Source organism: Enterobacter sp. 186315, assembly GCF_053290175.1.
Window position 1 is genome coordinate 1 of the sequence record NZ_JBPTTK010000026.1, and the last position, 24,860, is coordinate 24,860.

Here is a 24,860-nt window from a genome sequence, read left to right on the forward strand (position 1 = left end):
ATGGCTACAGATAAAGGTAAAGAAACCAGAAAAATGATGCTCTACGTCGGTGGTGCTGCTGCAGTGGTGGCGCTTCTGGGAGGGTACTGGTTGTTTGGCTCATCAGATGAGCCGGCAACGGGAGGGTCGCAGGTGAAAGCCCAGGGGCTGGAAGGGAAAACTGGCAGGGAAAAAGCTAATGATCCCCAATACAACAAGCTGCTGAATGAGTGGAATGCTGATAATTCAGAGAAAGCGGCGCTCACGGGGGATAGCTTCATATCCACGTTGTCAGCCAGTAACCCGGTGGCCGTTGATTACGGCACCAAAGCACCACCACCAAAATATTCGTGGGAATCGTCAGCAAAACCGTCGGGCGATAACAGTAAGGCTAATGATGCTGAGCAGAAAGAGCGTGAGCGTCAGGCTAAAGCGGTGGCTACGTTACTGCAGAAAATAGACCAGGCCAGAACACCGGTTGTCACGGGTGTTGCACTTGCAACCTCTCTGGGAGCTGAGGGAAATGACAAGAACGGCGGGACTTTCTCAGGGTGGACCGATTCGGTCTATCCGCAGAACAAAAAGCCGGATGCTGAAAAACAACAGGGGGCGAAGAATAAGGTCAAAGATAAAGGAGCCCGACTTGTATCGGCTTACACGCTTGTGCCGGCAGTAATGGATACGGCGATGGACAGTGACGATCAGAACAGTATTGCTATTGCCCATGTTCCAACTGGAGCGCAGGCCGGCGCCAAATTCTATTCTGGCCAAAACCGTCTTGCCGGCGATGGTATTCGAATTCACTTCACCGGCATGGAGCTGAACGGAGTGCAGTGTAAGGTCGATGCGTATGGCGTGGCTTCCGACTCGTTGCGCGCGGCCGTTTCCTCAAATGTAAATAACCGCTGGTTCAGCCGTATTATTCTGCCGGCTGTCGCTAACGGATTAGGCCGAACTGGTCAGCTGTATGCGGACAGCAATTCGCAGATGATTATCACTGACGGCGGGAACGCATATCGTTCAACTGGTACACCTGATGGCAAAGCGGTTGCCGGTACCATTATTGGCGGGATGGGTGAGCAGGCAGGGCGTGTCCTGGCCGACGATGCAGCCCGCCTGCCGGTGAAGCAGGTTACGGTTGATCGTAACCAACTCATAGGCATCCAGTTTGTCGCGCCGGTGTATGAAAGCGACTGTGGCGAGAATATGGAAAATGCTTCTGCAGAGCAGGCGCAGCAGCAAGCAACTCCGACACTTTCTAGTGTGCAACCTCAGCAGATGCCTCAGCCTCCGGCTCCTAATTACCCTCAGCAAAACTTTCCAAGCTACCCCGGCTACGGGTATGGCTCCAGTAACCCGTATTACCGTTAAGGAGATTGATAATGAATCTGTTTGAAGATGACAATAAAAACGAAGCAGCTCCTGCCCAGGAACCGGTGTCTGCTAAGCCTGCTGAAAAGCCAAAACCGACAGTGACGCCAGCAGCAAAAGCGAGCAAAAAGCCGCTTAATATCAGTGACTATGCATGGATTGGTGGTATCGCTGTCATCGCTATCCTGCTTTTAGTCTGGTTGTTTGGGGGCTCCGATAGTGATACTGCGCCAGCGACGGGGAATGGGGCGATCCAGTCTTCAGCGCAACGTCCGCGCGTACAGTCTGCCCCTGCCGGGCAGGATTCTGGTGACTTCCGCGAGCAGATTTCCGGGATTCTGCTGCAGCAAAAGGAACGGCTGGACGCGATAGAATCAACTTCTAAAAATGGAATGATGATCCTTTCCAGTCAGTTACAAAGCGCTAATGAACAAATTAAAAATCTGAACAATCAGGTTCAGGAACTGAAAATGAAAGCCGCTGGTTATGGGCCTTCATTTGGTAATCAGAGTGGAACAATTTCCGGTTCAACGTCACAGGCATTACCTTTGTTGAGAGGTTTTTCAATTAATGATTTATCTGGCGATCTTGCTTGGGTAAAATACAATAACCAGACGTATGCTGTGAAGGTCGGAAGTCAACTTGGCGGAGTCACCATTACGGGTATCGATACTGAAAATAGAATCGTTACAACAAGTAAAGGCCTAATCCGCTAATCAGGACCTAAAAAGGCGAAACTATGGATTTAGAATCGGTATTAATTCAGGTTGCTAACGGTGGTCAGGAACCGCTGACAAGGCTAATCATAGGTGTCGCTGCAATCGTTGGGATCATTGGTGTTATTGGATATCTGATGAGCCTGCGGAAGCAGGCCAGGCATTCTACCAAAGGTGTTGAAGTTGGCAGAATTTTTGCCGGGATCATCTTCTGTGTATGCCTCATCACGCTGAAAGCACAGATGAACTCAGGCGGTGCCACTTTAGGATTTGGCGATGTCAGTTTCGGACCCGTCAGTTATGCGAGCGAATCTACGTTTGGCATGGGAGCCGCAGCAGTCAACGCAGTGCTGGGGATTGTTAGAATTCTCGGTGCATACTTTTTTTACAGGGGTATTAAGGGGTTGAAAGACTCTTACCTTGAGGGCCATACGGAGCTGTCAGCTTCGGGCACGAGAGGGGCATCCATTGTGAAAATTGTATGTGGACTACTTCTGATGTTCGATACACAAACGCTCGATGCGTTGCAGAGCACATTAAACATTCACTGGTAATCAAAAAGGATACTTTATGAAAATTGTTAAATTTATCAAAGACAAGGCGTTATCTGCATCCATCGCAGCGTATCAGCTGCGCGGAACGGTAGCAAAATCGTTAGTGGTATTGCCCCTGGCATTACTGAGCAAAGAGGCTGCAGCTGAAACGACTGTCTGGGAAAAGATCAATACCTTCACGGAAGGTATGGCCAGTACCCAGCCTGGTCTGATTACCGCTGGTAAAGTGGTTGGTGTTGTGTGCTTCATCGTAGGTCTTGTAGCTCTGTGGCTCAAAAACAAACGCGGGAAAGATATCAGTGGCGGCTTCATCTTTTGGTCAATGGTTGTTGGAGCCTGTCTGGTCGGCCTGACCGCATGGATCTCTTCTGTTGGTTCAACCGTTGGCGTTGACGCAACCCTGTAATGTCCTTTCGGCCCCGCCTTGCGGGGCCAATACCGGAGTTCCCCCATGAAAGATTTTAAGCTCACCAGGAATGAACAACCTGCCAGATGCCATGTGTGCGGGATAAAGAGCAAAGATGTTTTCTCCCTCGCAGAAGATGGACAGAAAGAGAGAATGCTTTGCTCTGTATGCCTGTCGCTCGAACACCCGGAGAAAATGAAACTAGAGACTCAAACCGGACTTTTGCTGAAGAGAAATACAAACCGAAAACTCTACAGCCTGTTGTTTCGTTCAATTGCAAAAGCGGAAAAGTCAACGGACGATTCTTACCGTGAAAAGGCACAGAAACTTAAACAGATATTGCTCAGCACAACTGACGTAGTTCTAAACGAAACCGGCAGTGATGATGGATACGATTTACTGCACCTGATAAAAAAACACCATCAGTTACTTCCCATGAATTATGACGATGAGTTTGTCACTTCTGTCGCAGAGTCAGACGAATTGCCGGATGTAAGTGACTGGAATGAAATTTACAAGGGTAAGAGAGGTTTTAAATGATTTCTTTCTTTGAGGATGTGATCGAAGGTATCTCACGCAATCTTACGTCAAATGACTCGTTAAAATACTGTGATTTGACAACGGTTGTAGGGCTTACGTCGCAGGATCGCGTTGAGCATCCTGAAATCAGGGCTCCGTACATTCTGACTACGAAGAACAACGATTTTCTTACCGTTATTGAGGTTCAGGGCGCTAAATCATCGTTTGACGAGAAGTCGTTTAATGACTTCATCATGCACCTTTCAAACTCGTTGTCGAATTCCTTTATTAACAGTGGCCATAAGCTGTCTGTGGTGTTTGAGCGCGACTTTACCAAGAACCAGGAAGAACTGAATAATGTTTATAAACCGCAGGTAGCAGCAATAGAGCGCCTGCAGATAGACATTAAAGACCTGATCGCCGATGACGCAAAAAAAATTGCTGCCCATTACAGCCGTGAACGCGCTTACATCGTGCTGTATACCTCGAAGGGGATGATTGCGAAGGATGAACTTAAAAACGAGCAGGCAAAAGCTGCCGGCGTTATGAAGGATATCCCGCAGACTCGCTTCAGTCAGAACCCAATCGAATTTCAGCTTGAAGGTTTGAAGATCACGCATGACGCGATGCTGTGGCGGCTGATTGGTATGCTTCAGGGGGATGATGAGTCGGGGATGGGGCTTCTGGTTGATGTCCTCGATGTCAAACACGCCGGCGCCATGATGCGTCAGATGCTGTTCCGGAACTCAACATCAGAAAACTGGTACCCTCGCACGCCGTTTGACCAAAATCTGCGAGTTTATGGCGCTCCACGGAAAGGCAATATCGACTCAGTGCTGCCGCCGCGGCTGAATATCCAGATCATGGAAGGGGAACTGGAAGAAGATGGTGGCCTGATTTACTGCGATGGCAAGTATTACGGCTCTGTTGCCCTTGAGTTGCCACCACTTCACCCTGTCAAATTTAAGCAGTTATTCAACGCGATTAACCGGAAAATCCCGTACCGGATAAAATATGACTTTATGGGCGGGGGCAAAAAAGCACTGTTCTGGCCATCAGTGATCATCTCTTTCCTTCGTTTCATTCCCTCACTCGGTACTATCGCGCGTGATATGGATTATGTCGGGGCCCAGAGCGAAACCGATCCAACGGCTATCATGGCCATCAACTTTGCCACCTGGGGTGACACTAAGGATGAAGCCAAACGCAACCTGGCGGCTTTAACTAAGGCGATTGAAGGCTGGGGTGTATCAGGTGTGTCCAAGACGTATGGTAATCCAGGTAGCGCACTGATTGCATCCGTTCCGGGGCTGACGACGGCCACACCTGGCTCATTGCATTATCCGCCGTTGAGTGAAGGCTTGCGGATGTTACCTTTTGAACGTCCGGCCAGCCCCTGGCATGGTAAAGGCAATATCAACTTCATCACGCTCGATGGCAAGCTGTTCCCTTATCAAATCGCCAGTCCCCTGCAGGAGAAATTTACCGATGTCATCACCGGTGTTCCTGGTTCCGGTAAAAGCGTGCTGGCCAACCGTCTTAACCTGAGCGCGATTTTCCGGGCAGATAAAAAATTGCCTTATCTGACCATCATTGATAAGGGATACAGTGCGAAAGGTATTGCCGACCTGATTTGGGCTGAATTGCCGGCGGATCTACGACACCTGGTTGCCAGTATCACCCTGAACAATGACGAATCGCACTGTATTAACATCTGCGATACGCAGTTAGGTTCAAGGTATCTGACGCAGTTTGAGGAAGTATTCTTAAAGCAGATGCTTAACGCATTCTGTATTGATCCGGCAATTGGCCAGCCGCCAGATGCAATGAGCGTTGGCCAAATCGTCAGTAAAGTTGTATCAAGAGTATACAAAGCAAAAGCTCATTCTGACGCAAATAAGTTTAAGTTTAACGATCCGGTTGTTAATGAAGCTCTGAAAGTATCTGGTCTGGATACAGAGCTCGGTGAAGACTGGTTTGAAAAAGCTACATGGTGGGAAGTCGTTGATAAGCTGTTTGCCAAAAAATATTTCCATGCAGCGACGGTTGCCCAGCGTTATGCTGTGCCGACCATTTACGATTTCATTAGCGAGCTACAAGAAGAAGGTTTTAGTAAGCAATATGCGGATGTAAAAGTCAATGGAAGTGAGCCTGTAGTAAACTTTGTTGCACGTTGTTTCCAGGCTGCCGCTGCTGACTATGCCATTTTCTCTGGGATCACGGTTTATGATTTCAGCCCAGAGACTCGTATTGCGATCCTGGATATGCAAAACGTGCTCGGTGACAGAACGACACCTGCAGGCAAGCTCAAATCCGGCATTATGTATCTCTTTGCGCGCCAGATGGCAGTGCGTAACTACTATCTGCCTCAGTCAGCAGAAACCTTCATTCCTGCTTTACCGGAGCAGTACAGGGCATATCACCAGGCGCGCATCAGGGAGCTTTCAGAAGAGGTTAAACATACCTTTTATGATGAGTGTCATAACTTTGCCGGCATCGACTTTATTCAAAATGCGCTGAATACCGCTGACCTTGAAGATCGTAAATTCAACGTCCGTACTGCGTTCTCGTCTCAGTATCTGAGCCATATGCCTTCGAGCGTGCTTAAAACCATGAACAGCCTGTTTATGATGCGCCTGACGGAAGGGGATGAAGAGTATCTGAAGCAATTAGAGATAAACATCCCGGCCGATATCCTGCGTCGTTTCAGACAGCTTCCGCAAGGGGTTTATCCGGACGGAAGTGGTACTGCATTTCTCGGTATTTTTAAAACGAAACGTGGTCTGATTTGCCATATTCTGAAAAACACATTAGGTCCAAAACTGCTTTGGGCACTGAACTCATCTGCAAAAGATAGGGCGCTCAGGGATGTGCTTTATGAAGAGCTGGGAACGAAACAAGCAAGGGAAGTATTAGCAAATAGATTCCCTATGGGAAGTGCATCAAGTATCATAGATGAAATGGTGGTCAATCAGGGTGGTGAGCGTGATTCAGAAGAAGAATCACAAACTATGGCGATGAAACTCGCTAAAGAAATCATTTCTGATGTGAGAAGGGGATTCAGATGATAAAAATCGGAAACGCAAAACGGTCAGTGATGGCCGTTTCAATTCTGGCCTTCAGCGTACAGTCAGCATTTGCCTATACGGTCAACGTTAACAGCAGCATTCCCATCTCAACGCAGGTTATGCCGGCGTTGAGCACAGCTAATGGCCTGTTAGGTAACATCCAGGCCACGCTGATTAACATTGGTACGGCAATCAGCCAGCAGGGCGATCGCCAGGCAGCATTAATGCAGCAGGTGGCTGAAACTAACCGACAGTTCGAAGTCGAGCAAAAACGTAATGACCGGCTGCTGCAGGCACAGGATAAGTACCGTGTTCCGGATGATATTTGTGCGCAGTCTATTGGCGGTGGTGCCGCGGGGGTATCCTCTGCGGCCGCTGGCGGTCAGCGAACGCTGGGAAGCGCCAGTTCTGCGAAAGATGTAAAGGCCATTTTTGAAGTGCCGGCACGCGCAACCGACGTGGACGCTTCTTCAACGGCCGAAGTTCACAGCCAGTATTGCGACAGTTCGGATTATGCTGCATTTGGCGGGACTTCATTCTGCCCAAGTGTATCTGACATGCCGCGGGCAGATACGTCGCTGAGCTCGTTGCTTTATGGCGCCGGCAAAGAAGGCAAGGCACCTGATCTGACGTTTACAGATGAGCAGACAGATGCGGCGCTGCGTTATATGAAAAATACCGCGTTGCGCAGTGCTGGTCGTCAGCTGAGTCGTGGGGAAGTTAAAGGCGCCAGCGGGCGAATTTACCTGGGCATGATTCAGCAATACCAGGCGCTCACCGACGCGGCCGCACAACCTCAGATGGAAATGATCGCCAACTCCAAACCGAACCCGGCCACTGATGCCGCGCTTGCAGATGCACGCAAAGTGCCGGAAGTCGAATCCTATTTCCAGGCGACGGCCAGTAACAGGGCGAAACAGCTTAACCGTATGTCTGCCAGAGAGTTTGAGGAATTCGAAGTAGGTCGCCGTTACAGCAACCCTGCTTACCAGGCGACGTTGACCAACAAGAACACCGAAGATTTGATGCGTGAGCAAATCAATATCGCCAATCTGAACAACTGGTTAGTGCTGAAAACCAAACAGCAGCTGGAGAAACAAAATGTGCTGCTTGGCCAGATCCTGGCGAACGACGCATATCAAACATACAAACCGATGCTGGCAGCACAGCTGGAGAGTGTGAACGCGGGAGTATCCAGAAAATGACCGACGAAAATAAAACAGGGGATAAAGACACAGCCAAATCAGGGAAATTAAAAAAAGGCCTTGATGTTGTAACAGGCGTCAATGACCTCCCGGAAGGGAAGGCTAAACGAACGATATATTATATTACAGGCATCAGCGATATATATTTTATTATCGCGTCAGTAAAGCAAACATTCAGCCTGCTCTTTCAGCGGGCTTCATTCGTTAAGAAGCAAATAAAAAACCTTGATGGCCCACCTGTTGATTCTGATGCAAATCAGCCGTTCGCCGAAGTTATGAAACGGAGCAATAGACCTATTTCAGAATTGTTGGATAAGGCCAGTTTATACAAGAAATACTGGCTTTGTTGTTTTTTTGCATTAGTCCTCATTCTGCTTTTTTTAACGTCTGGTTATGCCAGATTGCTTCTAAATGGCTCACCGAACATGAGCTTGTTAAGAGCAACTCTCACCTGTGGCGTCCTGTTTGCTGCGGGGATCTTTGCTTTCATTAAGGCTCTCACATGTGAGTTTATGGGGTGGCAGTTACGAAACCAGGCTCACTCTGATGCAGAGCAAGGTACGTTACGTTATTTCCTTAATGATGGGGGAGTGCGTAATACATTTAATTTTTCGCAGGCTGGTCAAGAGCGGGGGCCACATGAGTAAATTAAAAAGGTTGCTTCTATCTCTTTTCGTTGTGGCGTCGCCTTCATATTCAGCGGATTTGGGGATTGATGGCATAACTGAAGCGGCTAAACGTTCAGGTGACCTATCGCGTCAAATGTTACATACCGTATTTGGTGAGGTAGTTAATAATCCGTTTAGCCCTTCCGGCGATGGCTTGCTTAATAACGTTTTCTTCACTGTCAACGAAGTTATAGCGATTCTTGCCCTCGTCTATATGGGGATAATCAGCATTAAGAAACTTCACCAGGCAGGTCAGTTGGGAAGTTTTATTGAGGGTGATGGCAACAACGCATTCAAAATTGTTAAAACGACTTTTGGGTGGTTGTTGCTTGTACCTACCGTTGTCGGTTGGTCTGTGGCACAGCTGCTTTTTCTATGGTGCGGTTCAATCATTGGCGTAGGATCTGCCAATGTTATTGCAGACAAAACTGCTTCGGAATTAGCGAGTGGTAAAGCTGTCTATATAGCCCCTGTTATGCCAGAAATGGCGTCTGTTGCAAAAGGGATGTTTGAAACAAACCTTTGTGCTTTGGGTGTAAATCAGGGGATTGCTCAAATGGAGGCTTCTGGCCAACATTATGAGAATAACGCCAGAATGCAATACCAAACAGGTGATAGCACATATTCGATATCTGTAAACAACGGCTCAGCTGTATGTGGGACCGTTTCGCTGCCACAACGTCCAGCAGGATGGACTTCTATCTTCGCTAGCGGTTATGCGGATTCCGTCTACAGCGTTCAGCAACAAGCAACGGACACGTTGTGGGGAAAAATGAAGACTGCTGCAGAACAGTTTAATGCAGCATATATGGCAAAAATGCGTTCCGGGGACGGTGAGCTGCCAGATGTTGAAAGCGCGATCCAGACTGCTGCGCGTGATTATCAGCTTCAGGTTCAACATGCTGCTAATTCAGCAGCCGGTGACGACGAAATTGTTCAAAAAATGGAGTCGGATATCAAAGAGAAAGGGTGGCTATATCTTGGTGTGTACTATCACACATTAGCTACTGCGAATACCGAGATGAAAGATGTTGCTAACCTGAAGCCGGTAGTTTCAGGAATGAGTAACGATGGCGATATCGGCTCTATCGATTACTTTAAAGGCTTGTTCCAGGCTTACCATTCTCAGCTGAAAAATAGTAATTATACGCCGCCTCTTGGCACCGAATCTAACGCACTTGCAAGGAACATTGATCAAAAAAGCCTTGAAAATGCCGCCACAACTGGAGACGGAACGTCCCTTATTACAAAAATTTTCGACTTCAACGTTACAAACTGGCTTGCAACGAGTAACTACGGCACTGGTGATGGTTACAGTGACGTGACCAACCCTTTACTCAAAATGAAAGCTATCGGCGATTACACGTTAGGTGTAGCTGAGGTTGGACTCGCCAGTTGGACCGCTATCAATGTTGCAGTGAAGGTTTCAGAAGGGAAGAGTCTACCCGGTTTTGCTGCGGGAATGATGAACAAACTTACAGGGATTCGAGATGCTATTGCTGGCGTATTAGAATCGGTTTCGTTCTTGGTTTACCCGCTGTTTTATAGCCTCTTTGGTATCGGTCTTGCGCTATCTATCTGGCTGCCGTTTATACCGATGATTTATTGGTTTGTAGCTATGGCAGATTGGCTGGTTACGCTTATGACAGGTGTATTGGCGTCTTCCCTGTGGGCAGCTACCCATATCAACATTGGCCAGAGTAATGATGAGCGGAGTACATATGGTTATGTGTTCCTTATCGATGTAATGATTCGGCCGATGCTCATGGTAATGGGGTTTATTTTTGCTTCACTGGCCATCGTAGCTTTGGGAACGGCGTTAAACATGATGTTTAAATTCGCTATGGAACAGGTCCAGTCTGACTCTTTCACTGGCCTGCTGTCATCGATCGGATTTTTGATGTTATATGCAAGGCTTTGCACAGGTATGGTGGCTCGCGTATTTGCACTTCCTGCGAGGATGCCGAACTATGTTATAAACTGGATTGGACAGAAGATGAACGATTCAGTGTTGGGTGATATGCAGAACCATGTTCATGACATCTTTGCTGCGTTCGGTCGTGGAGCCAAAAATATGAACCGTAACAACCCTAAGCAATTTAATCCTGACGCAGGTGTAGATAAGAGCAAGGACGGCATCAAAGGAGCTTAAATATGAATGCGTTATCAAACACTGACTTTAAGAAAATTAGTAACAATGCGCGTCCTAAAAGGCTTGGATACTACGCATCATGGCTCTGGATGATGTTTGTATTCCTCTTTCTGTTCGTTAGCGCTTTCGTGTTTCTGAGCGGCTTATACTGGACGATTAGAGACGGTTCAATTCAGGAGCACTGGTTTAGTACAGTCGGTATCTTTGTGATCGATTCAGTGCTGATCTGGATGTTGAAAAAGGACTTCAGGAGCCGCAAGCTCTACCAGGTAACTGCTTCAATGAAAAACTCTGGTTTCTTTGAACCTCATAAGGACTGCGAGCACTATGACTTGGCCCGGAGGACTTACATAGGCTTTGACTTCAGTACTGGAATCATAGGAGTAGCATCCCTGTATGCCACATCCAGTATTAAACGTGAGCGGCTATTTTTTGAAGCCGAAACAGTCGAGTCATGGGAGTCAGTCGGCAGGGAGTTAATCATAAACCTGCGAAATACGGGGCTTACGACGATAACGATCACAGCTCCAAATATCAATAAAGCGTACAGGGATATGGAAATCATCTGCAGAACGCATAAAAATAGGGATGAAAACTATCAGCATCTGAAGAGTAAACTGACAGACGCTGGATGGTTCATAAACAGCAATTATTGAGTTTAACCCGCCGAATATGGCGGGTTTTTTGTGTATACTCAGGTGGTTATAGTCGTTTGTAGTCGGAGGGCTTGTGAGCAGAGTAGTTGAGCGGCAGGTGCATAAGAGTAACCTGGATAAGCAGAAGGATTACAGGAATCGCATCAGAGATACTCATGACCAGCTAAATCTTTATCTGCCCAAAGATGCAAAAAGAATGTTGATAGAGATCACAAAAGTAAAAAAGCTCACTCAGGCGGAGGTTATTGAATTTCTTGTGAAAAGTTATTACGACGGCTTAAAATTTGACGATTCTGAAGAGTGAGGTTACTCTGTAACTGCGGGATCGCAGGTATTGCCCCGCTTAGAAACGCATGATATGTTAAGCGGCGTTTACATAACCTTACGGGGTTATTACAGAATTTAGCACGGGAAGAGCGGCCCGGAGATGTACCGCTTAGGAGTGGCAGGAGCCACAAAAAGTAAAACCCCCTGATCCTATCTCAGAACTTTGGCCGGCTCAGAATAGAATCAGGGGGTACAAACTGCCCACTGGCAGAAAGGATTATAGCAAATGCGTACCCTATTGCAATACAGCCCGGCCAATATGTGCAGGGGCTGGTGAATCAAAAGAATCCATACCTACAGCTTTCTGACATTGAGTCAGTAGAAGGTCTTTCGCCGGAGTTCATCTCCTGGCTAGAAAGCCAATCCCCTAAAGAATCACCCCAGCAGCTGCCTTTAAATGAAGGTGCTGAACCAGCGCGCAAAACCCGCCGTCGTCGCGGTACGCACTCAACGGCGTGTCTCTGCCCGGAACCCAGCTGGTACCGACCGGACAACTTCAAAAAGCTCCCTGGCCAGCTTGGCCATGCCTACAACCGCCTTGTTCGCCGCGATCGTAAAACCGGCGCGTTAAGTCTGCGTATGCGGATCAGCCGCCACCCGTACTTCGTGCAGCTGCGTGAGCAGGCCGGCCGGAAGCGTGACTTCCGCCCGGAGCGGGAGAATCTGCTTGATGCCATCGTGCCGCTTATGGTCAGCACCGTTGACCGGGCAACCCATATAGACACTATCAACCTCAGCAAAATGGCGTGGCAGCTCAGCGAAAAAGACAGCGAAGGGAACGTGATCCGGAAGGTGACGGTTCCGCGGGTTTGCCGGCTGCTGCAGCACATGATGGAGTACGGGTTACTGGCGCTGCCTGAAGGTGTCACATGGGACCCGTTTAACCGCAAGTGGTTCCCCAAGCATGTCGTGCTGACGGAACGGCTCTGGAAGATAATCGGCGTTGATCTCGATAAACTGTATGCGGAGCAGGCCGAACAGGTCGCCGCTGAAGCGGCAGGATGGATAACCCGCGATGAGCATGGCCAGGCGGAAGAAATCTCTGTCAAAGCGGCGCGCCGGCGCTGGTATGAGAACATGATGCACGCCACGCTGGTTCGCCGGCGTGAAGCCGCCCTGAAGGGGAAGCGCGAGAAGAAGCTGAAAGCGCTGGCAGAAAAGCCCTTTGACGACCGTGTATATGCCATGTCCGTTCATCTGATGCGGACGCTGCCGAAAGACGAACTGCACGCGCTGTCGCCTGAACAGTTCACGCAGCGCGTATTCAGCCACCTTTATCAGCTCGATCTGGGGCTGGAGAGGGAAGCAGGCCCCCCTGCTTATCACTGATTTTATCCCCCTGTAATTTTCTAACCGCCGCCTGGCGGTTTTCGTGCTGGCCAGCCGGCGCGACCTGCTCAAATTTCCTCCAGTTTTAACGTGTGGCCATCGTGATTTTTTGACCTTCTGGCGCCGCCGGTGGATAACCAGCAGTGAAATCACCTCTATCCACAGTTATCCGCAAAGGAGGAAATAAAGTGACCTGCAATCGTGGTCAAAGCAAGCTGCAATACACTCTTAACTTCTTTAAAAAGATGTTTATTCAATAAAAGAGATCACTGTTATTCAGGCGCAATTTTCTGTGGATTATGGGAATATGCCTGGCCTTTCAGCGCCGCTACGCGGCACGACGGCCAGAATGGTCGCTATGCTCCCAAGTTAGCACCCGGCAAATGCCGGGCAGGGTGTCCAGCAGAAACCTCCAGGGCAGATTCTTCTTTGCCCCACCGTGCTTTTCCCCGCCGAGCCAACGGCTCGGCAGAAAAAAGCATGATGGATGATGTAACTAAGAACACCCCCGTAAGACGGCAGGGCTGCGACACGCACCCCTGACGTCAACGCTACTACCCACGCGGGCGGTGTGCCGCTAACGTCACACCGCCCGCTCGCAGTAGCCAGGGGGTAATGTGGCCACAGCGTCACCTGCAGGGCAGTCTGGCAGGTAAATCGCCTGCCATATCGTGCAATGCCTTTCAGGCAATCAACGCCAGTTTCAGCTGTGAGTTTTAAAATTAACAGGGAAAAGAGGATCGATTTAGCCGCGGTTATCCACGTCAGCCGCTCGCAGGCGCGTTAAACAGGGTGAAGACAGGGGAATGTTGCTCTTTTTGCAGTGAAGGCCACAGAGAGCGTTTCAGGCGCTTATTTGAGGAAATGCGATTTCTGCCAGAATGGAGGCACAAAAAAACCCGACTGGTGAGATCGGGTTTTTATGTTTTGCCCCGGATGGAGGCGGGAACAACCAAAACAATTGACGGTTAAATATTACGCCATGAGTGCAGTAAATGCAAACCACCGGGAATAGGGTATACTGCGCGGGTCAATCTGTTGACGTTCTTCTCCAGCCCCCCGCTTATGCGGCATGAACGGATTAAAGTCCTGGTTGAAAAACAGGTGGTGCTGTTTCAATGCCCTGGCTGGAGTGGGAACGGCCAAAACAATTGACGTGAGGTAGCCGCTGTGACAGGCAGTGTAAGGGCGATCAGCGGTGTTCCTGCTCTGTATGGAGCTAACGGATGATTAACTTGTTAATCGTCGTTCTGCGGGCAGTTGTTGCAGTGTCTAACGCTGTGATAGCGGTCCTGGAGCTGATCCGGCAGTATTTTGACTGACCGGAAACGTAACTAAAGGCGGGGGGACCACTCCCCGCCTTTTAACAGGGTTACATCTCGATCATCGGGAACAGATCGTCTTCCTGGTGGTAAAGCACGTCGTCCGTTTCCGTTCCATCAAGCCATTCAGCGAACAGTTCAAACAGGCACACCGACATTTCCTCCGGTGAAATTGCGCCACACTGCAGCTCGTAGAAGACCTCAATTTTTTCCAGCAGGCTGTTGGCCGCTTTGTCGTAGCCGAACAGCTTGATCGGCGGGAATCGCATTGCATCCGGGTTGGTTTCCGCCAGTTCATCATCCTTGCGTTCCGGATAAATGCTGTACAGCGTTGCCGGCGATGGCGGCAATACCTCGATAAAGCGGTTTATCCGCATCGGCAGTTCGCTGGAAAACTTCTCATTGTCCGGAATGTAAAACGCGGCGCTGCGTACCAGGGCATCCTGGAAAGAAATTACCCCCTGACCTTCGGTCTGCTTACGTAGCTCACGAATGTTCACGCGGTCCTTTTCACGGATTTGGTACAGATCCCCTTCCCGGACCGTTTTGGAAAACGTGCCGTGTTCGGCTTCCTGCCCGGAGAGCTCAGAATAATAATCCTGGCCGACGGTTTCGCGCAGTATTTCAAAGGTTTTCCGGTCTTCAATCGACTCAAAATATTTCACGCGGGTATTGGCGATCAGCGAATCCACCTCGCCGTTCGCGCCGCGGGCGAGCGACGGGTGATCCTGGGAGGAAAATACGCCCATTTTTTCCAGTGAACGCATCTGCGCACTCAGCGTATCCATACCGCTGGTGAAATACTGGCCCAGCTCGTCATAAATCAGCCCGTATGGCGCCTGATTATTCAGCGCGTGAGTGAGCAGGACTTCCTCTTTTTTCCCTTCCAGCTGGTAGCCCAGGTCCTTACTGATGGTCATTCGCTGCAGCGTCACATATAAACGGCCAAGCGTGGCCGCTTCACCGCGTGACAGCTCCAGCGACGGGATCATGACGATGAGAATGCGGTCATTGTGGAAAATATCGTCCATCCGGATATCGCCGCTGTCTTCCGGAAAAACATGGCCATAAGTTTCATTGAACAGGGAGAGCGTCTTCAGGAACTGACGGCTCATGTAGTTATGCTGTTCGAAGGCGCGGGCTTCCCACGTTTCCGGGTATTCCGCGTTGGCCAGCAGGAAGCCTGGTGTATTTTCCAGATAACTTTCCAGCGCGGCGTAACCCTCGCTGTGCCAGCCGTTTTTCTTTGCCTCCACGTACAGCGCGGCCATTGCCGGCAGCGACATGTTTTTCTGAATAGTGCGCTGTGACAAAAGCAGTTCGCCGCGGGCGCGCTTATAACACAGGGCATTGATCAGCGCCGACATCATGGCTTTTGCCGTATCCTGCCACTGTGCCGAATCCCCGCCCACCTGGGGGAGCATGGATTCCATCAACTGGATGATGAAGGTCGGCGGGGCAACGCTGAAGAGGTTGACTGAGTTGGATTGCGCGGGGATGCTTTCCTGCTTCACCAGGTTCACGAACCTGTCAATACTGCCGGTCAGCAGGTTGAGAACGTAATAATCATCCTCACGGCCGAAACGGCGCGCCAGCGACCAGGTGGCGAAGGCCAGCTTGTTATCTGCTTTACCGTCTGAGAGGCAGTAGCCACGGCACCACAGCAGGAAGTTAACGATAAACCCATAGAAGGTTTCGGTTTTGCCCGACCCGGTGGTACCAAAAAATACCATGTGGCGCAGCAGGTCCGTCATGTTCAGCCACAGCTCGCGGCCGAACAGGCGTCCCCGCTCATACCCGACATATAAAATTCCCTTCGCTTTCTTTCGCTCCCGGACCTTATGCGGGATGCGAATGGGCCCCAGACGGTATTCCGCCTGGGTTTCCGTGGTCAGGGTGTCGTCGAACATTTCGCAGTCTTTCGGCATTCGCAGCGGTGGCCGGAATTTACGATCCGTGAATGCCACCATCAGCGGCGGAAGGATGAGGATGCTCAGCAGCATGGTAAAGGGGAGAAACAGACCCAGCACGGTCAGTATGGCCAGCAGGCCAAACTGTACGTTCGGAGTGAGGAACCACTCCATGAACGAACCATCTGGGCGGAGGACTTTTTTACTGTCTACAGATTCCTGTTGCATAGCGGCTCCGGGTTATTCTCCTATTGCCTGCTGCAGGCGGGCATCGTCTTTGACGACGGAAACCGGGATCACATCACCCGAATCGGCAACGATGGACGGGGTACCGATAAACCCGAATTTCGCAAATGCCATATTGTTCGCGTCAACCAGGCGGGCGCCGGTGGTATCCGGGGCTGTTTTCGGATCGTCAATTTTCGGGTTCATGGTGGTGTATCCCATGTTAATCGTGTCTTCCCAGCTTTTCAGTCGGGTATCTTTCCCGGTATCGAGTACAGGAGCGGCGCGGACCATCGAGCGCAGGTCGCCATAAACGGACACGGGGAAAATCTCGACGTTATAGCGTTTGCTCAGTTCCTGCAGTCGGGGTTCCAGCGCGCGGCAGTGCGGGCACATCGGATCGGAAAACACATACAGGGTGTGTTTATGCCCGGTTGAAAGCGAGATTGTAAAGCGTCCGCTGGTGACGGCATCTTTCAGTGACAGCAAGTCGTTATCAGCCAGTTTTTTAGGGGCTTCAGGTGCTGCCTGAACCTGCAGCTGCTCCGGCGCAGTGGCAGGCTGCTGCAGACCCGGCGCGGGAGCATACGAGTTTGCCTGCAGTGGCTGTGCCGGCTGATGCATATTCATCAACGCGCCGTTGATGGAGACGATAAAGCCCAGCGCGGCGACTGGCCAGAAGATAAAGTTAGACAGCCGGCGCACGGCATTGAGTCCGCGCTGCTGTTTCAGCTTTTTACGGATATTGTTCAGCGCCTCGATGGCCTGATATTCGTTTTCAAAGCGGAACAGCTGCACCGCTTCACCAGAAAACGTATTGTGCGTCAGGATGTGGCCGCTGCCGGCATCATGGCCAAGTCCAAAATGACAGGCTGACAGGGGGAAGGAGTGCAGGGCTTGTTCCTGGTAGTTTCCGTCAGCGGAAAGATAAAGTGTGTTGCGATCGGTTTTTACGGTGAGTTTCATACTTCCTCGCTTAGAGTTCCAGGTGATCGGGTCGGGTTGCCGGCTGAGGTTTAGCCGGCGTCGGTTCATCGTCTGTCAGTCGCAGACTGTTGTTCGGGGTGTCGTGCGGAGCTGCAGGCGGCGTAGCCGGCTCGTCTTCCGCTTCAGCGTCAGATTCAAATGCAAATGGCGGTATAACGTCTTCCTGCCAGTGAGCGACCGGAATGGCGGGATCGCGGCGGTCAATATGGCGGTAATGGAGCAGATCCAGCTCAAGGCCCAGCACGGCCGCCCGCACGGTCGGCGGGAATTTCGCCGCCTTTTCTTCATCGAGCGTCAGCCGGTAACTTTCGCACTGACTCCAGGCAATAACACCACCTCCCTCAATGAAGAACTTCCCGCGGCCGGCGCTTGAAAGTGCATACCATAACGTGCGGTCCACACCTTTAAGCCACCGGAAATTAGCGGATGGCAGCTGCAGGTCATCATCGAACAGCGCGTAGAGTAGCGAACGGGAGCTGCGGCGCCCCTTTGCAAATTCTCGGAACGCTTCACACTGGCTGGCGACGGTCCAGAACCCGGCGGCCAGCGAATAATCAGGGAAACCGTCTTTAGTCCGCAGGCAGGAACGGTTGAGATCGTCGAGAATGGATTTAGCCGTTGGCCGGTCGCCCATAAACCGCAGATGTACAAACGAGGCTGCGAGCGCTTTTTCCCAGGGCGCCAGGGAAAGGGCCGCCCCTTCGGGGGCCAAGTTTACCTGTGACAGGAAGACTTTATGTGCGGCTTTTTTACGGAGGCGGCGCTTAGCGGTATCAATCAGGTTATGTTCCTGGGCAAACTCAACGGGTGACTGCGCGCTGCGTGCTTCTTCCGGATCTTCATTCAGCAGCAGCTGATCGAGGTGGCCAAACCGGGCGAGGATATGAGCTATCCCCGGATAGTTTTTTACCATCACCCAGGGAAGGTTCCGGATGGTCAGTTTACGGGTCAGACGGTAGTAAGGATTGCGCGAGATAACCCAGACGAACAACCCGATGATTAAAATGAACAGGGGAAAGAGCACGCTGGCCGTGTCGTTCATCACGCTGATAAAGTCCCACAGCGAAACCTGGTGGTTATACCGCGCCGCCGACAGCAGCATGTCCCGGCGCTCGGCCGCATTACCCGGTGTAATGGCGTCCGGCAGTACACCGTAGATCCAGTAAAGCAGGCGACAGACTCCGTAAATCACATAATCACGAAAGCCAAACCACATCACTGTGATCATGATGAGAAGGGCCCCGATAATCATCAGGCCATCATCCCCTCCCCCTTTCCGTTGTGGCTGGTTTTGCATCAGAACCTCAGAGAATTTTGGTAAACCTTCCCGATATACCAGGCCTTACGCGCCGGCGTGTTGGAGTGATAGCGGCCGACACCCTGCCAGAAATCCCCCCCTTCGAGAATGATGTTGTATTTGAGGATGTAGGCACTGGCCATTGCAGAGGCGCAGAAGTCATGCTGCAGCTGCTCCGCTTTTACTCCAAAATCGGACGCCAGCTTATTCGCCCAGATGGTGTTTATCTGGAATGCGCCGTAATCGTAAGTGCCGTTTTTGTTTTTATTTTTCATTCCCGGTTTTCCGCCTTCAGTCAGCCACAAGGCGAGGAATCCACGGAGAGGAATGTGATAAATCTGTGCTGCTTCAACCATGCAGGTTGGCAGCGGGATTGAGGGCGGGGCATCAACCATAACAATCTCCTAATGATTTCTATTTCGAGTAAAAAATATACCATCAAAAGGAGATTTTTTTAAATCATTTTGGTGCGGATAATTGAGAGGCTGTCAAAGGGATTTTATTTGCCTTCGACAGAGACAATATTGCCCTCGTTCACATTTTCCCATGTCGGGATTTCGCCACTCAGCGTGCAGCGGAGTGTTTCTTTTCCGACGGTAAGTGGTGCGCCACTGCTGTAGTAATGACTTTCATACAGGCAAGAGGTTTTCTTTTGTTCCGGGGTCAGTGTAATACCGGCATCCTGATCCTTTGCCAGCAGTTGTACAAGATGTTGGTTTGTCTGTACCTGCTCACCCAGAATGCTGCTCAGTAAAGAATCGGTTTTCGGCGCGGATACGCTCTGAGCAAAGGCACTGCAACTGATTACGGATGCAGCCAGAATAAGAGCAATCTTCGTGGTGAATTTCATTTCACTTTCTCCATTAAAAAAATCGGCAATCATTTTCTGTATCATTTAAATTAGGTCTGAAAACCGGCCTGAGTGTCAAGCCGATTCTGTTTAAAAATTAACAGGGGATAAAATGATTCAGTCACGTAATAAATATCTGCAGTTTATGCTGGTTCTGCTGGCAGCCTGGGCCATAGCCTGGGGGGCCATGTTTGTCATGGGGCAGGCTGTTCTGCTCTATGGGCTGGGGAAAAATACGCTGTTCTTCAGTCATGGTGCTGTACTGGTGTACCTGCTGTGTGTTTTCCTGGTATACCGCCGCTGGGTTGCTCCGCTACCGGTCGTTGGCCAGCTGAGCAACGTTGGCGCACTGTGGCTGGTTGGCGCGATGGCCGTGGTGTATGTCGGTGAATTTCTGCTGGGTAAAGGGGTCTGACGCTCAGTGGAACGAAAACTCACGTTAAGGGATTTTGGTCATGAGATTATCAAAAAGGATCTTCACCTAGATCCTTTTAAATTAAAAATGAAGTTTTAAATCAATCTAAAGTATATATGAGTAAACTTGGTCTGACAGTTACCAATGCTTAATCAGTGAGGCACCTATCTCAGCGATCTGTCTATTTCGTTCATCCATAGTTGCCTGACTCCCCGTCGTGTAGATAACTACGATACGGGAGGGCTTACCATCTGGCCCCAGTGCTGCAATGATACCGCGAGACCCACGCTCACCGGCTCCAGATTTATCAGCAATAAACCAGCCAGCCGGAAGGGCCGAGCGCAGAAGTGGTCCTGCAACTTTATCCGCCTCCATCCAGTCTATTAATTGTTGCCGGGAAGCTAGAGTAAGTAGTTCGCCAGTTAATAGTTTGCGCAACGTTGTTGCCATTGCTGCAGGCATCGTGGTGTCACGCTCGTCGTTTGGTATGGCTTCATTCAGCTCCGGTTCCCAACGATCAAGGCGAGTTACATGATCCCCCATGTTGTGCAAAAAAGCGGTTAGCTCCTTCGGTCCTCCGATCGTTGTCAGAAGTAAGTTGGCCGCAGTGTTATCACTCATGGTTATGGCAGCACTGCATAATTCTCTTACTGTCATGCCATCCGTAAGATGCTTTTCTGTGACTGGTGAGTACTCAACCAAGTCATTCTGAGAATAGTGTATGCGGCGACCGAGTTGCTCTTGCCCGGCGTCAACACGGGATAATACCGCGCCACATAGCAGAACTTTAAAAGTGCTCATCATTGGAAAACGTTCTTCGGGGCGAAAACTCTCAAGGATCTTACCGCTGTTGAGATCCAGTTCGATGTAACCCACTCGTGCACCCAACTGATCTTCAGCATCTTTTACTTTCACCAGCGTTTCTGGGTGAGCAAAAACAGGAAGGCAAAATGCCGCAAAAAAGGGAATAAGGGCGACACGGAAATGTTGAATACTCATACTCTTCCTTTTTCAATATTATTGAAGCATTTATCAGGGTTATTGTCTCATGAGCGGATACATATTTGAATGTATTTAGAAAAATAAACAAATAGGGGTTCCGCGCACATTTCCCCGAAAAGTGCCACCTGACGTCTAAGAAACCATTATTATCATGACATTAACCTATAAAAATAGGCGTATCACGAGGCCCTTTCGTCTTCAAGAATTTTATAAACCGTGGAGCGGGCAATACTGAGCTGATGAGCAATTTCCGTTGCACCAGTGCCCTTCTGATGAAGCGTCAGCACGACGTTCCTGTCCACGGTACGCCTGCGGCCAAATTTGATTCCTTTCAGCTTTGCTTCCTGTCGGCCCTCATTCGTGCGCTCTAGGATCCTCCGGCGTTCAGCCTGTGCCACAGCCGACAGGATGGTGACCACCATTTGCCCCATATCACCGTCGGTACTGATCCCGTCGTCAATAAACCGAACCGCTACACCCTGAGCATCAAACTCTTTTCATGATATATCTCCCAATTTGTGTAGGGCTTATTATGCACGCTTAAAAATAATAAAAGCAGACTTGACCTGATAGTTTGGCTGTGAGCAATTATGTGCTTAGTGCATCTAACGTTCAAGGTGAGCGGACTCGCGCGGCTTTATGCGCGAGGTCCGCTCGAGCGCAGGGTTATGCATCTGCTCTCGATGACGCCACATATCATTTGTTACCCATCAACACGGGTAATTCCACGAGAATATCCTCTCGTGCTTTAGACCCGCCGGGAATATCGGACTTTTCCTTTCCTATTTCCAATCGGGCGAAAACAACTTGCCGTCCGTTTTTTTCAGCCCAGCCCACGAACCAGCCCTGCGGACGACTTTCATTTATCTTGCCGTTATTGTCCCGAAGCCAGCCGCTGCCGCTTTTTCCATGTACAGCCCATCCTTCGGCTGCCTGGTACTGCGGGATTGTGGCATACGCCATGTCATAAGCCGCTTCGGATACAGGCAGCTTATGCGCGACAAAGCGTAGAAGAAACTGAATTTGCTCCTTGGGAGATATGGTGAGCGACGACATCAGCCATGACTGGGTCAAGCCGTTATGCTTCCCCGAGTCACCGGAAACATCTTGATTACCGTACTCAAATTTCTTTACGTATTCCGTGAACCGATCAACTCCCAGACGGCTTGTTAATTGCTGCGAGAACCAGACAACAGAGTCGCTTTGCCATAGCGCCGGATAGACTTGTTTGTATGTGCGATCTCTCGGAGACGGGTTGTATTCCGGCTTCAATTCCCACGTAGGTGATTTTGGCGACTGCAAGATTCCACTATCAAACCCCATGATTGCCAATGGAAGTTTAAAAGACGAGCACGGAGACACACGACGGGCACATTCTCCGGTCTCATATAAGGTATTTCCGGTAATGGCGTCTGCGATGATGGTGCATTTAAGCGTTTCAACCTCATCAGAAGCCACGGAACTGATTGGGAGAGTGGCGGAAACGAACACCAACATATGCAGCAGCAAAATTTTTTTCATCAAGGTATCCTTCATTGCTCCGCTGTGCGCTTAATAGGTGCATAACTTTGTTTTAGACATTATTTGCCGACTACCTTGGTGATCTCGCCTTTCACGTAGTGAACAAATTCTTCCAACTGATCTGCGCGCGAGGCCAAGCGATCTTCTTGTCCAAGATAAGCCTGCCTAGCTTCAAGTATGACGGGCTGATACTGGGCCGGCAGGCGCTCCATTGCCCAGTCGGCAGCGACATCCTTCGGCGCGATTTTGCCGGTTACTGCGCTGTACCAAATGCGGGACAACGTAAGCACTACATTTCGCTCATCGCCAGCCCAGTCGGGCGGCGAGTTCCATAGCGTTAAGGTTTCATTTAGCGCCTCAAATAGATCCTGTTCAGGAACCGGATCAAAGAGTTCCTCCGCCGCTGGACCTACCAAGGCAACGCTATGTTCTCTTGCTTTTGTCAGCAAGATAGCCAGATCAATGTCGATCGTGGCTGGCTCGAAGATACCTGCAAGAATGTCATTGCGCTGCCATTCTCCAAATTGCAGTTCGCGCTTAGCTGGATAACGCCACGGAATGATGTCGTCGTGCACAACAATGGTGACTTCTACAGCGCGGAGAATCTCGCTCTCTCCAGGGGAAGCCGAAGTTTCCAAAAGGTCGTTGATCAAAGCTCGCCGCGTTGTTTCATCAAGCCTTACGGTCACCGTAACCAGCAAATCAATATCACTGTGTGGCTTCAGGCCGCCATCCACTGCGGAGCCGTACAAATGTACGGCCAGCAACGTCGGTTCGAGATGGCGCTCGATGACGCCAACTACCTCTGATAGTTGAGTCGATACTTCGGCGATCACCGCTTCCCTCATGATGTTTAACGTTTGACATGAGGGGCGGCCAAGGGCGCCAGCCCTTGGACGTCCCCCTCGATGGAAGGGTTAGGCAACACTGCGTGTTCGCTCGAATGCCTGGCGTGTTTGAACCATGTACACGGCTGGACCATCTGGGGTGGTTACGGTACCTTGCCTCTCAAACCCCGCTTTCTCGTAGCATCGGATCGCTCGCAAGTTGCTCGGCGACGGGTCCGTTTGGATCTTGGTGACCTCGGGATCATTGAACAGCAACTCAACCAGAGCTCGAACCAGCTTGGTTCCCAAGCCTTTGCCCAGTTGTGATGCATTCGCCAGTGACAGGTCTATTCCGCGTACTCCTGGATCGGTTTCTTCTTCCCACCATCCGTCCCCGCTTCCAAGAGCAACGTACGACTGGGCATACCCAATCGGCTCTCCATTCAGCATTGCAATGTATGGAGTGACGGACTCTTGCGCTAAAACGCTTGGCAAGTACTGTTCCTGTACGTCAGCAAGTGTCGGGCGTGCTTCTTCTCCGCCCCACCACTCGACGATATGAGATCGATTTAGCCACTCATAGAGCATCGCAAGGTCATGCTCAGTCATGAGGCGCAGTGTGACGGAATCGTTGCTGTTGGTCACGATGCTGTACTTTGTGATGCCTAACTTTGTTTGGAAATGTTGAATACTCATACTCTTCCTTTTTCAATATTATTGAAGCATTTATCAGGGTTATTGTCTCATGAGCGGATACATATTTGAATGTATTTAGAAAAATAAACAAATAGGGGTTCCGCGCACATTTCCCCGAAAAGTGCCACCTGACGTCTAAGAAACCATTATTATCATGACATTAACCTATAAAAATAGGCGTATCACGAGGCCCTTTCGTCTTCAAGAATTTTATAAACCGTGGAGCGGGCAATACTGAGCTGATGAGCAATTTCCGTTGCACCAGTGCCCTTCTGATGAAGCGTCAGCACGACGTTCCTGTCCACGGTACGCCTGCGGCCAAATTTGATTCCTTTCAGCTTTGCTTCCTGTCGGCCCTCATTCGTGCGCTCTAGGATCCTCCGGCGTTCAGCCTGTGCCACAGCCGACAGGATGGTGACCACCATTTGCCCCATATCACCGTCGGTACTGATCCCGTCGTCAATAAACCGAACCGCTACACCCTGAGCATCAAACTCTTTTATCAGTTGGATCATGTCGGCGGTGTCGCGGCCAAGACGGTCGAGCTTCTTCACCAGAATGACATCACCTTCCTCCACCTTCATCCTCAGCAAATCCAGCCCTTCCCGATCTGTTGAACTGCCGGATGCCTTGTCGGTAAAGATGCGGTTAGCTTTTACCCCTGCATCTTTGAGCGCTCTGATCTGAATATCGAGGGACTGCTGGCTGGTTGAGACCCGCGCATAACCAAAAATTCGCATAAAAATGTACCTTAAATCGAATATCAGACACGATGTGTCTATTATGCCAAAATGACGATTTAATGGACACTCAAACGAAGCCGTTTTACTATGTCTGATAATTTATAATATTTCGAAC

25 protein-coding genes and 1 pseudogene are annotated in these 24,860 nt (G+C 50.1%); 15 read left to right on the forward strand and 11 right to left on the reverse strand.

What is annotated here, in order from left to right:
- From traO to dqlB, 14 genes are all read left to right on the forward strand, one after another.
- Window positions 1-1,350: conjugal transfer protein TraO (gene traO / locus ACSVHP_RS20440; RefSeq protein WP_004206932.1), on the forward strand; the 1,350-nt coding region annotated here is incomplete at its 5' end.
- A gap of 11 nt (window positions 1,351-1,361) precedes the next feature.
- Window positions 1,362-2,066: a conjugal transfer protein TraP gene (gene traP, locus ACSVHP_RS20445; protein WP_045342064.1), complete on the forward strand. Its 705-nt coding sequence runs from the start codon at window positions 1,362-1,364 to the stop codon at window positions 2,064-2,066.
- Window positions 2,067-2,089: 23 nt separating this feature from the next.
- Window positions 2,090-2,620 (forward strand): conjugal transfer protein TraQ, encoded by a 531-nt coding sequence (traQ, locus tag ACSVHP_RS20450; protein WP_004187478.1) that lies wholly within the window; start codon window positions 2,090-2,092, stop codon window positions 2,618-2,620.
- Window positions 2,621-2,636: 16 nt separating this feature from the next.
- The gene (locus tag ACSVHP_RS20455) at window positions 2,637-3,026 is read left to right on the forward strand and encodes a DUF6750 family protein (protein ID WP_011154472.1); all 390 of its coding nucleotides are present in this window, start codon (window positions 2,637-2,639) and stop codon (window positions 3,024-3,026) included.
- A 45-nt stretch (window positions 3,027-3,071) separates the two neighbouring features.
- Window positions 3,072-3,566 carry a hypothetical protein gene (locus ACSVHP_RS20460; protein ID WP_085327669.1) on the forward strand — a complete coding sequence of 165 codons (495 nt, stop codon included), beginning with the start codon at window positions 3,072-3,074 and terminating at the stop codon, window positions 3,564-3,566.
- Entirely contained in the window at window positions 3,563-6,613 is a 3,051-nt protein-coding gene (locus ACSVHP_RS20465) for a conjugative transfer protein (RefSeq protein WP_011154474.1), read from the forward strand. The genes ACSVHP_RS20460 and ACSVHP_RS20465 overlap by 4 nt, the downstream gene beginning before the upstream one ends.
- Complete coding sequence (gene traW, locus ACSVHP_RS20470; protein WP_004187486.1) at window positions 6,610-7,818, forward strand: conjugal transfer protein TraW; 1,209 nt, start codon at window positions 6,610-6,612, stop codon at window positions 7,816-7,818. The genes ACSVHP_RS20465 and traW overlap by 4 nt, the downstream gene beginning before the upstream one ends.
- Complete coding sequence (locus ACSVHP_RS20475; RefSeq protein WP_004187488.1) at window positions 7,815-8,465, forward strand: hypothetical protein; 651 nt, start codon at window positions 7,815-7,817, stop codon at window positions 8,463-8,465. The genes traW and ACSVHP_RS20475 overlap by 4 nt, the downstream gene beginning before the upstream one ends.
- Complete coding sequence (locus ACSVHP_RS20480) at window positions 8,458-10,638, forward strand: DotA/TraY family protein (RefSeq protein WP_004187492.1); 2,181 nt, start codon at window positions 8,458-8,460, stop codon at window positions 10,636-10,638. The genes ACSVHP_RS20475 and ACSVHP_RS20480 overlap by 8 nt, the downstream gene beginning before the upstream one ends.
- Window positions 10,639-10,640: 2 nt before the next feature.
- Entirely contained in the window at window positions 10,641-11,294 is a 654-nt protein-coding gene (locus ACSVHP_RS20485; protein ID WP_004206935.1) for a hypothetical protein, read from the forward strand.
- A gap of 73 nt (window positions 11,295-11,367) precedes the next feature.
- On the forward strand, window positions 11,368-11,598 hold the full coding sequence (gene repC, locus ACSVHP_RS20490; protein WP_004187496.1) for an IncL/M type plasmid replication protein RepC: 231 nt from the start codon (window positions 11,368-11,370) through the stop codon (window positions 11,596-11,598).
- Between the two features lie 249 nt (window positions 11,599-11,847).
- A complete protein-coding gene (gene repB, locus ACSVHP_RS20495) occupies window positions 11,848-11,898 on the forward strand; it encodes an IncL/M-type plasmid replication leader peptide RepB (protein WP_031942489.1) in 51 nt (16 codons plus the stop codon).
- The gene (gene repA / locus ACSVHP_RS20500) at window positions 11,895-12,950 is read left to right on the forward strand and encodes a plasmid replication initiator RepA (protein ID WP_021526650.1); all 1,056 of its coding nucleotides are present in this window, start codon (window positions 11,895-11,897) and stop codon (window positions 12,948-12,950) included. Before repB ends, repA begins: the two co-directional genes overlap by 4 nt.
- 1,226 nt (window positions 12,951-14,176) lie before the next feature.
- Window positions 14,177-14,272, forward strand: coding sequence for a DinQ-like type I toxin DqlB (gene dqlB, locus ACSVHP_RS20505; RefSeq protein WP_004206884.1), 96 nt, complete (start codon window positions 14,177-14,179; stop codon window positions 14,270-14,272).
- Window positions 14,273-14,322: 50 nt separating this feature from the next.
- On the opposite strand, the gene ACSVHP_RS20510 is transcribed toward dqlB, so the two are convergent.
- From ACSVHP_RS20510 to ACSVHP_RS20530, 5 genes are all read right to left on the reverse strand, one after another.
- A complete protein-coding gene (locus ACSVHP_RS20510) occupies window positions 14,323-16,410 on the reverse strand; it encodes a conjugal transfer protein TrbC (RefSeq protein ID WP_004206885.1) in 2,088 nt (695 codons plus the stop codon).
- A 12-nt stretch (window positions 16,411-16,422) separates the two neighbouring features.
- Window positions 16,423-17,373 (reverse strand): DsbC family protein, encoded by a 951-nt coding sequence (locus ACSVHP_RS20515; protein ID WP_004206886.1) that lies wholly within the window; start codon window positions 17,371-17,373, stop codon window positions 16,423-16,425.
- 10 nt (window positions 17,374-17,383) lie between these two features.
- Complete coding sequence (locus ACSVHP_RS20520) at window positions 17,384-18,691, reverse strand: secretion/conjugation apparatus DotM-related subunit (RefSeq protein WP_015059988.1); 1,308 nt, start codon at window positions 18,689-18,691, stop codon at window positions 17,384-17,386.
- On the reverse strand, window positions 18,691-19,086 hold the full coding sequence (locus ACSVHP_RS20525; protein ID WP_004187436.1) for a lytic transglycosylase domain-containing protein: 396 nt from the start codon (window positions 19,084-19,086) through the stop codon (window positions 18,691-18,693). The genes ACSVHP_RS20520 and ACSVHP_RS20525 overlap by 1 nt, the downstream gene beginning before the upstream one ends.
- A gap of 104 nt (window positions 19,087-19,190) precedes the next feature.
- Complete coding sequence (locus tag ACSVHP_RS20530; protein ID WP_004206889.1) at window positions 19,191-19,574, reverse strand: DUF1496 domain-containing protein; 384 nt, start codon at window positions 19,572-19,574, stop codon at window positions 19,191-19,193.
- A 79-nt stretch (window positions 19,575-19,653) separates the two neighbouring features.
- Between ACSVHP_RS20530 and ACSVHP_RS20535 the strand changes: the two genes are divergently transcribed.
- Window positions 19,654-19,956, forward strand: a complete 303-nt coding sequence (locus tag ACSVHP_RS20535; protein ID WP_085327671.1) for a histidine phosphatase family protein — start codon at window positions 19,654-19,656, stop codon at window positions 19,954-19,956.
- Between the two features lie 138 nt (window positions 19,957-20,094).
- Here the strand turns inward: ACSVHP_RS20535 and ACSVHP_RS20540 are convergent, their stop codons facing one another.
- From ACSVHP_RS20540 to ACSVHP_RS20565, 6 genes and pseudogenes are all read right to left on the reverse strand, one after another.
- Complete coding sequence (locus ACSVHP_RS20540; protein WP_000027057.1) at window positions 20,095-20,955, reverse strand: broad-spectrum class A beta-lactamase TEM-1; 861 nt, start codon at window positions 20,953-20,955, stop codon at window positions 20,095-20,097.
- Window positions 20,956-21,137: 182 nt separating this feature from the next.
- A pseudogene (locus ACSVHP_RS20545) lies at window positions 21,138-21,455 on the reverse strand (recombinase family protein); the annotation flags it as partial.
- Between the two features lie 199 nt (window positions 21,456-21,654).
- Window positions 21,655-22,479, reverse strand: a complete 825-nt coding sequence (locus ACSVHP_RS20550; protein ID WP_000722315.1) for an oxacillin-hydrolyzing class D beta-lactamase OXA-9 — start codon at window positions 22,477-22,479, stop codon at window positions 21,655-21,657.
- 59 nt (window positions 22,480-22,538) lie between these two features.
- The gene (gene aadA1 / locus ACSVHP_RS20555; RefSeq protein ID WP_001206315.1) at window positions 22,539-23,327 is read right to left on the reverse strand and encodes an ANT(3'')-Ia family aminoglycoside nucleotidyltransferase AadA1; all 789 of its coding nucleotides are present in this window, start codon (window positions 23,325-23,327) and stop codon (window positions 22,539-22,541) included.
- A gap of 69 nt (window positions 23,328-23,396) precedes the next feature.
- Window positions 23,397-23,951 carry an AAC(6')-Ib family aminoglycoside 6'-N-acetyltransferase gene (gene aac(6')-Ib / locus ACSVHP_RS20560; RefSeq protein WP_065187201.1) on the reverse strand — a complete coding sequence of 185 codons (555 nt, stop codon included), beginning with the start codon at window positions 23,949-23,951 and terminating at the stop codon, window positions 23,397-23,399.
- Window positions 23,952-24,184: 233 nt separating this feature from the next.
- The gene (locus tag ACSVHP_RS20565; RefSeq protein WP_001217881.1) at window positions 24,185-24,742 is read right to left on the reverse strand and encodes a recombinase family protein; all 558 of its coding nucleotides are present in this window, start codon (window positions 24,740-24,742) and stop codon (window positions 24,185-24,187) included.
- Window positions 24,743-24,860: the final 118 nt, after the last annotated feature.

Coding starts and splice junctions, on each gene's coding strand:
- ACSVHP_RS20460 (WP_085327669.1), top strand. CDS start 3,072: ATGAAAGATTTTAAGCTCACCAGGAATGAACAACCTGCCAGATGCCAT.
- ACSVHP_RS20455 (WP_011154472.1), top strand. CDS start 2,637: ATGAAAATTGTTAAATTTATCAAAGACAAGGCGTTATCTGCATCCATC.
- ACSVHP_RS20515 (WP_004206886.1), bottom strand. CDS start 17,373: ATGAAACTCACCGTAAAAACCGATCGCAACACACTTTATCTTTCCGCT.
- ACSVHP_RS20475 (WP_004187488.1), top strand. CDS start 7,815: ATGACCGACGAAAATAAAACAGGGGATAAAGACACAGCCAAATCAGGG.
- ACSVHP_RS20465 (WP_011154474.1), top strand. CDS start 3,563: ATGATTTCTTTCTTTGAGGATGTGATCGAAGGTATCTCACGCAATCTT.
- ACSVHP_RS20525 (WP_004187436.1), bottom strand. CDS start 19,086: ATGGTTGATGCCCCGCCCTCAATCCCGCTGCCAACCTGCATGGTTGAA.
- aadA1 (WP_001206315.1), bottom strand. CDS start 23,327: ATGAGGGAAGCGGTGATCGCCGAAGTATCGACTCAACTATCAGAGGTA.
- traW (WP_004187486.1), top strand. CDS start 6,610: ATGATAAAAATCGGAAACGCAAAACGGTCAGTGATGGCCGTTTCAATT.
- ACSVHP_RS20520 (WP_015059988.1), bottom strand. CDS start 18,691: ATGCAAAACCAGCCACAACGGAAAGGGGGAGGGGATGATGGCCTGATG.
- traQ (WP_004187478.1), top strand. CDS start 2,090: ATGGATTTAGAATCGGTATTAATTCAGGTTGCTAACGGTGGTCAGGAA.
- ACSVHP_RS20530 (WP_004206889.1), bottom strand. CDS start 19,574: ATGATTGCCGATTTTTTTAATGGAGAAAGTGAAATGAAATTCACCACG.
- ACSVHP_RS20550 (WP_000722315.1), bottom strand. CDS start 22,479: ATGAAAAAAATTTTGCTGCTGCATATGTTGGTGTTCGTTTCCGCCACT.
- ACSVHP_RS20535 (WP_085327671.1), top strand. CDS start 19,654: ATGATTCAGTCACGTAATAAATATCTGCAGTTTATGCTGGTTCTGCTG.
- traP (WP_045342064.1), top strand. CDS start 1,362: ATGAATCTGTTTGAAGATGACAATAAAAACGAAGCAGCTCCTGCCCAG.
- ACSVHP_RS20565 (WP_001217881.1), bottom strand. CDS start 24,742: ATGCGAATTTTTGGTTATGCGCGGGTCTCAACCAGCCAGCAGTCCCTC.
- ACSVHP_RS20510 (WP_004206885.1), bottom strand. CDS start 16,410: ATGCAACAGGAATCTGTAGACAGTAAAAAAGTCCTCCGCCCAGATGGT.
- ACSVHP_RS20485 (WP_004206935.1), top strand. CDS start 10,641: ATGAATGCGTTATCAAACACTGACTTTAAGAAAATTAGTAACAATGCG.
- ACSVHP_RS20480 (WP_004187492.1), top strand. CDS start 8,458: ATGAGTAAATTAAAAAGGTTGCTTCTATCTCTTTTCGTTGTGGCGTCG.
- ACSVHP_RS20540 (WP_000027057.1), bottom strand. CDS start 20,955: ATGAGTATTCAACATTTCCGTGTCGCCCTTATTCCCTTTTTTGCGGCA.
- dqlB (WP_004206884.1), top strand. CDS start 14,177: ATGATTAACTTGTTAATCGTCGTTCTGCGGGCAGTTGTTGCAGTGTCT.